At 45.1% G+C, this 8,257-nt stretch carries 5 protein-coding genes; 3 read left to right on the top strand and 2 right to left on the bottom strand.

Features of this window, described 5'->3' with window-relative positions; genetic code table 11:
* Positions 1-1,030 precede the first annotated feature (1,030 nt).
* The gene (locus tag F6K13_RS08440) at positions 1,031-1,432 is read right to left on the bottom strand and encodes a hypothetical protein (protein ID WP_124147835.1); all 402 of its coding nucleotides are present in this window, start codon (positions 1,430-1,432) and stop codon (positions 1,031-1,033) included.
* Between the two features lie 282 nt (positions 1,433-1,714).
* Positions 1,715-1,900, bottom strand: a complete 186-nt coding sequence (locus F6K13_RS08435; protein WP_240039212.1) for a helix-turn-helix domain-containing protein — start codon at positions 1,898-1,900, stop codon at positions 1,715-1,717.
* Between F6K13_RS08435 and F6K13_RS08430 the strand changes: the two genes are divergently transcribed.
* From F6K13_RS08430 to F6K13_RS08420, 3 genes are all read left to right on the top strand, one after another.
* A complete protein-coding gene (locus F6K13_RS08430; protein ID WP_282433669.1) occupies positions 1,811-2,728 on the top strand; it encodes a sulfatase-like hydrolase/transferase in 918 nt (305 codons plus the stop codon). The two genes, F6K13_RS08435 and F6K13_RS08430, sit on opposite strands and share 90 nt — an antisense overlap.
* Positions 2,729-3,116: 388 nt before the next feature.
* On the top strand, positions 3,117-5,174 hold the full coding sequence (locus F6K13_RS08425) for an arylsulfatase (protein ID WP_205127570.1): 2,058 nt from the start codon (positions 3,117-3,119) through the stop codon (positions 5,172-5,174).
* Positions 5,175-5,504: 330 nt separating this feature from the next.
* Positions 5,505-7,772 (top strand): pyridoxal-dependent decarboxylase, encoded by a 2,268-nt coding sequence (locus F6K13_RS08420; protein WP_287287194.1) that lies wholly within the window; start codon positions 5,505-5,507, stop codon positions 7,770-7,772.
* Positions 7,773-8,257 lie beyond the last annotated feature (485 nt).

Here is an 8,257-nt window from a genome sequence, read left to right as displayed (position 1 = left end):
TTGAAACTATTTGTGACATATTTAAAGTGAATTGGTATTAGTAAGCTTGACTCTATTATATCAAATACGCTTACTTTGGAGTAGAAGATTCTAAAAGAGGCAAAATTCCAAACTTGGTAGGGGTTTGGTCACAAAACCCCTACGATATTAATTGTACCGATACTACCGGATTTGATATTAGACATCCCCAGAAATTTATTAAACGATGGTGGTACATTGTAATGGTTGTGCATTACCGATAAATAAGGGTTTATATCAAATCCGCTCGGGTTCGGTATAAAAAAAATTTTCATCTTCATCCAAGAGCAAATGTTTCGCGCATTCTCTTCCCTCCTGAGGAGGTCCTTCCCCTCCTGGGAGGGGAATAATTGATAATTTATCCCCTATAATTGATTTGATTTTTTATTATTTTTGTGAGTAAAACAGTGGGAGCATCTTGCTCCCGTACTTACCCGACCAAAAAACTTTCTCCTTATACTTGGGGTTTATTCTTCTTTCTTCCCTCCTGAGGAGGTCCGACTGAATTCCCCTCCTGGGAGGGACAGGGGTGGGTTGACTCCTAAGTAATTAAGATTAGTATCATACCCGCGCTTCACCAACGCCTATTTTTGTGAGGAAAACAGTGGGAACATCTTGCTCCCGTACTCGCGGGCAGGATGCTCCCACTGGAAATTGATTGTTCCTATCTACTATTACGATGGAGGACTACCCATTAAACGGTGTTGGTGAATCAAGCTATGAAACCTAAATTTTGCAAAATATAAAATGCTTTTCAGTTAATGTTTATGCCATCGCCATTAAAGCAAAATCATAGCCACGCATCACCAACACCCATTAAACTTATAGGGAGGTAAGCTAAAAATCATTTAGGTTTTATATTCCCTGTTTTCTGTTGCCTGTTGCCTTGAACAAAAATTGGATATATGGTTTAAATGCTTAACAACTTGCCATGGAACGTTCCGACATTTTTTTGATGAAATATCTATTTTTTTAAGGGAACAGGCAAATTTACTAAAGTTTACTTCAACTACTATAATTTTTGCTGTAAATATTTGCACCAATTAACTGCTAAATCAATATCTGTAAAGGGAATTTGGATATTTTTAGAATCAGAAAAAATAAACTCCAAAACTACTTTACCTTGACCTGGTAAATTTTCCGGATCTACTACCTTATTATTAACTAATAATTGTAGCGAAATCACATCTGACAAAGAAAAGGTTTCCAAATTAACAGGTCCCTTGCGTGTAGGTTTTCCACAAGTTATACTTTCACCATTTTGACCCAATACTGCATAAATATCATATTTAGCTTTCTCAAAAGATTCTGCCCAAGCACGGTAAGATTCCAACTTTTGATACTCATTCCAACCTGCCCAAGCTAACCAGATAAACACACCCAATAGGGGCAACCACAATAAACCTCTTTCCATATTAACCTTTAGATTTTCTAGTTATCTTTTCTTAATTTTAGAACAGCATTTTGGTATTATTTCCCATATTGTTGAATTGATCGACTAATTCTCAACCATTTTATGAAAACTTTATTTTATCCATCATATAGACATCTCCAGAAAAGAGGGAACAGGGAACAGGGAACAGGGAACAGGGAACAGGGAACCCACCCCTCACCCCTCCGGTGGAGGGGAATAATTGATAATTTCTGGATAATAATTGATTTTATTTTTGATTTTTGGAGATGTCTAATACTCAAACTAAACTTTTGCAGTCTTTTGCAACGTCTCTGAAGGCAACTCTCCAAACATAGCTTTGTAATCTCTAGCAAAATGACCTGCACTCCAGAACCCAAATTGACCTGCAAGCGTAGTTATAGTAGAGTTCTCCGGATCGCTTACCTTCAGGCGTTGTCGCAATGCGAGGTTAAGGGAATCAGTGGCCAAAATTTCTACGGTGATGGCATGGTAGAGCATGACGGTCATGTAGGCGAGTTACTCAACTTGGTCGAGCAGCTCGGTATTAAAGAGAATACGATTGTTGTATATACCACCGATAATGGTCCCCATTATAATATGTGGCCTGATGGTGGTATAAGTCCTTTCCGAGCTGAAAAGAACACCAACTGGGAAGGTGGCTATCGTGTTCCTGCTTTGGTAAGCTGGCCTGGTCATATCCCTGCAGGAGTAGTTTCCCACGAGATTTTCTCTCACTTGGATTGGGTGCCGACGCTGATGGCAGCGGTAGGTGAAGCGTTAGGTGAAGAGAAGTACACGGATTACAAAACAACCCTAATGCAGGATTGCCTTGAAGAGAGCACCAGCAATCTCTGCGGTACTTATCTAGATGGTTATAACCAACTGCCTTATCTGGAAACTGCAGGGGAAGCAGGTTCCAAGGGGGCGCGTCCAGGCTTCATCTACTTCAATGATGAAGGAAAAATGCCGGGGGTTCGCCTTGGCGACTGGAAATTGGTTTTTATGGAACAGCGATCCCACTATTTCGACCTCTGGCGCGAGCCGTTTGTGAAACTGCGGATTCCCAAGATATTTAACTTGCGCCGAGATCCTTACGAGCGGGCTGATACTGATTCAAACAGCTATAACGACTGGTGGTTCCGCCGACAGTACTTGATCACACCAGCTATCGGACTGGTGCAGAAGTACCTGAAGACATTTGAAAAGTATCCGCCCAGTCAGGGTCTTGTCACCAGCAATCCTGATGAGATTGTTCAAGACATCATCGATTCAATTGAAGTGACTCCCATTGAGTAATCAATTCCAATTTCAGAGTTTTGATTTTGGTTTTTGCCTTGCAAATAGCTAACAAGTGAGTTTATGGTTTACCCGAAAAGGCGATCGTGCTTTGTGGTGAACTATCCAAACTCAAGCTAATAGTTCGATCTGGATCGATATAGTTCAGTTAAGCCTAAAAATCAACAATAACGTAGGTTGGGTTGAGGAACGTTAGCGGAGCTTATCCGTAGGATAAACCCAACAGAGTCCTGACAATGTTGGGTTTCACTATCGCTCAACCCAACCTACAATTCGCCGTCTACGGATAGCGTATTTTCAAGACTTTCGTAAGTCCTGATTGAATGCAACAAAAAGAAAATACCACCCAAATTAAGGAGTTTTTTGGTTCGTGAAACGAGTTATAAAAATGGGAATCGCGATCGCGACCTCCCTTCTACTATTCCTATCGGGGATGCTACCCTGGCTCCCGACCGCTCCTGCTTTTGCTCATCAAAACTTTAATTTTGAGCTGCCCAAGGAAAAAATGGGGCTTTCAGGTGACTTAATGATCAAGGCTTTAGATGCCTTTCAACAAAGGTGGCCCCAGGAAGCTAGCACACCTAGCATTTCAAGTGACACAATTGAGGGGGCTGTAGATGCCTCTGAACAGACGTTGCCCCAGGAGACCACCAGCCCACCTAACATTCTGGTCATTATGACTGACGATGTGGGTTGGTTTAACCTCAGTGCCTACAACGACGGCATGATGGGCTACCGTACCCCAAATATCGATAGCATTGCTGAAGGGGGCATTCGCTTTACCGATGCTTATGCAGAAAATAGCTGTACCGCTGGACGGGCAGCATTCATCACGGGTCAAAGCCCTGGACGTACTGGTTTGACTAAAGTAGGTCTCCCAGGGTCTGGTTTGGGACTCAGCACCGAAGATATTACTCTGGCTGAAATCTTGAAAGAACAGGGCTATGCCACAGGCCAATTTGGCAAAAACCACCTGGGCGATCGCGATGAGTTTCTTCCCACCAATCATGGTTTTGAAGAGTTTTATGGCAATCTCTATCACCTCAACTCTGAGGAAGAGCCAGAAAACGCTGATTATCCCGGCGGACCAGACGGTGACTACGTTAAAAAGTATGGTCCCAAGGGCGTTCTCCATTCTTATGATACGAGGGTGGAAGGAGCGCCTAAGACAGTGGCAGAAGCGAAGGAACGTCATGATTCTCTAGTTCCAGAGCATCCCTGTATTTATGATGAATCACTTCCACGTTATAAGAAACAAGTTTCTTATGTTGTAGATGAAGATGGTCCTAAAAGTAAAATTCTAACAAAAGGCCCCGTAGGTCACCAAGTGATTTGCAACACAGGAGCGCTCAGTAGTTCTCGGATGCCTACAGTGGATGAGGAGTTTCAAGATGCAGCCGTAGACTTTATGGAAAAGGCAGTCCATAATAACAAGCCCTTCTTCGTCTGGTTGAACCCCAGTCGGATGCACGTATATACCCATTTGAAGCCAGAGTCGGAAGGCGTCACCGGTCAAGGACTCTTTGCTGATGGTATGGTAGAAAACGATCTTATGGTGGGTGAGCTGCTCGATGAACTTGATGAGTTGGGTGTTGCAGACAACACGATCGTTATCTACACCGCAGATAATGGAGCGCAATTCTATAAGTGGCCTGATGGTGGGACTATTCCATTCCATGGGGAAAAGAACACCAACTGGGAAGGTGGTTTCCGGGTTCCCTTTTTGGTGCGCTGGCCTGCCCGTTGGAAAGGTGGTGTCGTGTCCAACGATATCATTTCTATGACGGATTGGTTACCAACTCTAGCTTCGGCAACTGGAGCTGAAGAACTTCAAGATGTTAAGACTCAATTGCTCAACCCTTGTCTTGAAGAAGAGGCTCCAACAGACGGTACCTGCGATGGGACTGAACTCCCCGTGGTTTATGAAGCCAACGGTCGGGATTTCCATCCGCTGCACCTAGATGGGTACAACTTCTTACCTCGCCTGGATTACCTTGACAGGATCAACCCCTCTAAATTAGAAAAATTACGACGTAAAAACCCAGCAATTGCTGAGTTGCCAGTAGAAGCACCCCGTCACGAGATGTTCTATCTCACGGATGATGCTTATCCCTCAGCTTTGCGCTATGATGATTGGAAACTGATCTTTAGCGAGCAACGGGAAAAAGGTGCCAAGGTGTGGTCTGAGCCTTTTATTAAATTGAGGATTCCTATTGTCCTGAACCTGCGTCGCGATCCTTTTGAGCGTGCCCCAGGAGAATCATCATATTATGACATTTGGAAGACCAATCATGCGTTCGTCATTCCACCAAGCCAATATTACGTTGGCAAATTCCTGGACACGTTTCGGGACTATCCTCCCCGTCAGGTTCCGGCTTCCTTTACCATTGATGGGCAATTGCAAGAGCTGTTAGACGATCTTGAGAACATGAATCTTGAGGACTAAACTAAGTCTATTACCTGATTACACTAAGGTGTACACATAAGTAGAATTTAGGAGGATCTTTTGAAGACTATTGTTGAAAATAGATCCTCCTATTTTTCTTGACAAACTGAAATGTTGTTAACCCCTTTAATGAGGTTTAAGGAATGTTTTTCAATGGTCTTTTGAAGCAGATTTGAGGATGTTGGCGGTGTTGGCGGTGGCAATCTCTCTCTTGCTTAACACTGCCACTTGATCGGCAATAGCCGAAACTACTGCCCGAACCCTGAAACCCTTGTTCAACTTCCATTGCATTCAATTTTATTTATCCATTTTTACAACAGGAGTCGAGAGATGAAAAAACTACGTGCTAAAAATACCCCAGACTATGAAAATCAGCCTTTACAGCAAGCAATTGGCAAGATGTTGGCCGATCGCGTCATTCCCAAATTAACAGACAAAAAGCGGGCTAAGGCCAAAACTGCTGAAGAGACTGGCGAAATTGAAGCTACCTCGGACGTGGCGGCTTGGTTTCTCGGACCTCGCGGTGAAAACGTCGATCTATTTCATGATTTAGTCTCCATCGCCCTAGACGACCACGTTTTCTGGCGGCGCAACTTCCATCCCAGCGATCCTTCCCCCATCACCGAAAGCATGAAGCGGGAGGAGGAGTATCTGAATGCGGTGGATACGATTAAAACCGAGTTCTACGCTCTGCTGGCACAACTGAAGAAATCCGGGCCTTTTGCCAGTATGCGCTACCAGGGACACATGATCTGGGATCAGACATTGCCAGGGATGGCGGGCTATTTTGCTGCCATGCTCTACAACCAGAACAACGTCGCCCTAGAAGCCTCGCCGATCACGACCGTGCTCGAAGTAGAAGCCTGCGAGGATCTGTGCCAGATGTTGGGCTATAAACAGACAACCCCTAAGCCTTGGGGCCACCTCACCTGCGGAGGCTCGACTGCTAATATTGAAGCCCTGTGGGCGGCGCGCAACCTCAAATACTATCCCTTCTCGTTCCGTGAAGGTCTCAGGAACAAATATCCAACCGTGGCCGATCAGTTTACGGTCACTCTCCCTTCTGGCGGCGACCCCGTGTTGCTGACAAGTCTGGAAGACTGGAATATGTTGAACTTGTCTGTTGATGAAGTGCTCAGTTTGTTTGAGCGCGCCGTGAATGATTACGAGGAGGTGAATGAGACGGATCTGAATGAAGCAATCGATCCCTGGACGCTCCAAAATATGGGCTTTATGGACTTTTCTGCGAAATTTTTAACTACTCCGCAGGTGGGAGATGGAGTCATTCTGGTACCTGCGTCGAGGCACTATTCTTTACCCAAGGGGGCAGCACTCCTGGGAGTGGGAGCCAAGAATCTGCACTCGGTAGAGCTGGACTGTAATGGTCGCATGAATGTGCAGGAACTGGAAAGCGCTATTAATGAGTATATTAGCACTGAGGCAGGGGACGGGAAGCAGCACCCCATTATTGCGGTGGTTGCGGTGTTTGGCAGCACGGAAGAGGGCACAGTGGATAATCTGGTCGATATTCTGAATGTGCAGACAACCTTTCGTCAAAAGAATGTGGACTTTGCCGTGCATGCAGACTGTGCTTGGGGTGGCTATTTTGCCTCCCTGATCGATGCCGATAGCGCTGGAGTACCGAGAGCCGTCAGCGACTACGTTATCAATCAATATAAGCAACTGGGTAACACGGATACAATTACGATCGATCCCCACAAAACTGGTTACCTGCCCTATCCAGCGGGGGCACTGTGTTATCGCAATATGACGATGCGGACTCTGATCGCCTTTGGCGCCCCCTATATCAACAATGCTCCCGGAGCGACACCGCCGGAATTGTCCCTGGGGGACTATGGTATTGAAGGCTCCAAGCCAGGGGCGGCAGCAGCAGGGGTCTATCTCAGCCATGCAGCTATCCCCCTAACACCTCAGGGTTACGGTAAACTGATGACGCTGACGGCGTACAACTGCAAAATCTTCCATTGGAAGTTGGTGGAGATGAGCGCTGACGATCCAGATTTCATTGTGGAGCCAACGCCTCATTGGTCCGACTCAACCCTAACTAAAGCAGAGGCAGTCAAGTCTTTTCTGAGTAAGCTGTCTGGCAAAACCCCTCAATCGATCCTCAACGATACCACAGGTACGGATCTGGCAACTCTGCGCGAGGAGGGAGCAGATTTGAATATCCTCACTTATGCCTTCAACTATAAGAAGGAAGACGGTACGGTGGAACAGGATCTGGACAAGTTGAATGCGTTTAATGAGATGATCTACGATCGCATCAGTTTGAAGGCAGATGGTCGTGACATCTACAACTATAAGATTCTTGTTAGTTCGACATCCTTCTACAGGAACACCTACGGTGACGTTTTTTTCAATAATTACCTCGGACGCTTGACGGAGACGGAGACGGACACGAATGTTCTCGCTCCTACTTCCAGTACTGGAACTGGCGACAAGATCGTGGTAATGCGATCGACAATCATGGACCCTTGGCTTACAGAGGATGTGGACGGTAAGCCCTTTGTTGAGTATATCGTGGCCGAGTTGTTTGAAATTGTGCGAGAGGTCGTGCAGGAATTTCGGGTGAATTGAGCCATGTTAGGTGTTTAGTTAGATCGGGTGTGTTTGTTTGAACGCACCCTTTTGCTTTTATAGCGCTGTGCGCAGGCAACAGGCAACAGGCAACAGGGGGAATAAATTGCTTATAATATAAAACTTTTAGCTATTTGGCCTCTCCTGCAATTTGTAAAGATACCAGCGCTCATTGCTATAGGCAAGTTATGGTGGGCAAAATAGTCCACTTTGATTTGATTACTTCTCTAATATTTGGAAAGAGGCGATCGCTATGGTCAATACCGCAGTGTAGTCCCCCCCTACTGACAAGAAAATCTACTATTGACGATGAATTTTACCAACATCACTCAACTGATGCTAAATTAAATTAAGACGCTGTATTATCGAATTATCAATCATTTTATGAAAACTTTTTGCTTAAAATCACTTATTCTCTGTTTCCTCACAATATCCCTGATTTTCCCTTTCTCCACAACAGCACAAGCATCCTCTACAGATCATAG

This window comes from Okeania sp. SIO2B9, from assembly GCF_010672505.1.
Lineage (GTDB): Bacteria > Cyanobacteriota > Cyanobacteriia > Cyanobacteriales > Microcoleaceae > Okeania > Okeania hirsuta.
This window is presented reverse-complemented; position numbering and strand designations above follow the sequence as displayed.

What these genes read in the sequence shown, in the direction of transcription:
- F6K13_RS08440 (WP_124147835.1), bottom strand. Translation starts at nt 1,432, where the DNA reads ATGGAAAGAGGTTTATTGTGGTTGCCCCTATTGGGTGTGTTTATCTGG.
- F6K13_RS08425 (WP_205127570.1), top strand. Translation starts at nt 3,117, where the DNA reads ATGGGAATCGCGATCGCGACCTCCCTTCTACTATTCCTATCGGGGATG.
- F6K13_RS08420 (WP_287287194.1), top strand. Translation starts at nt 5,505, where the DNA reads ATGAAAAAACTACGTGCTAAAAATACCCCAGACTATGAAAATCAGCCT.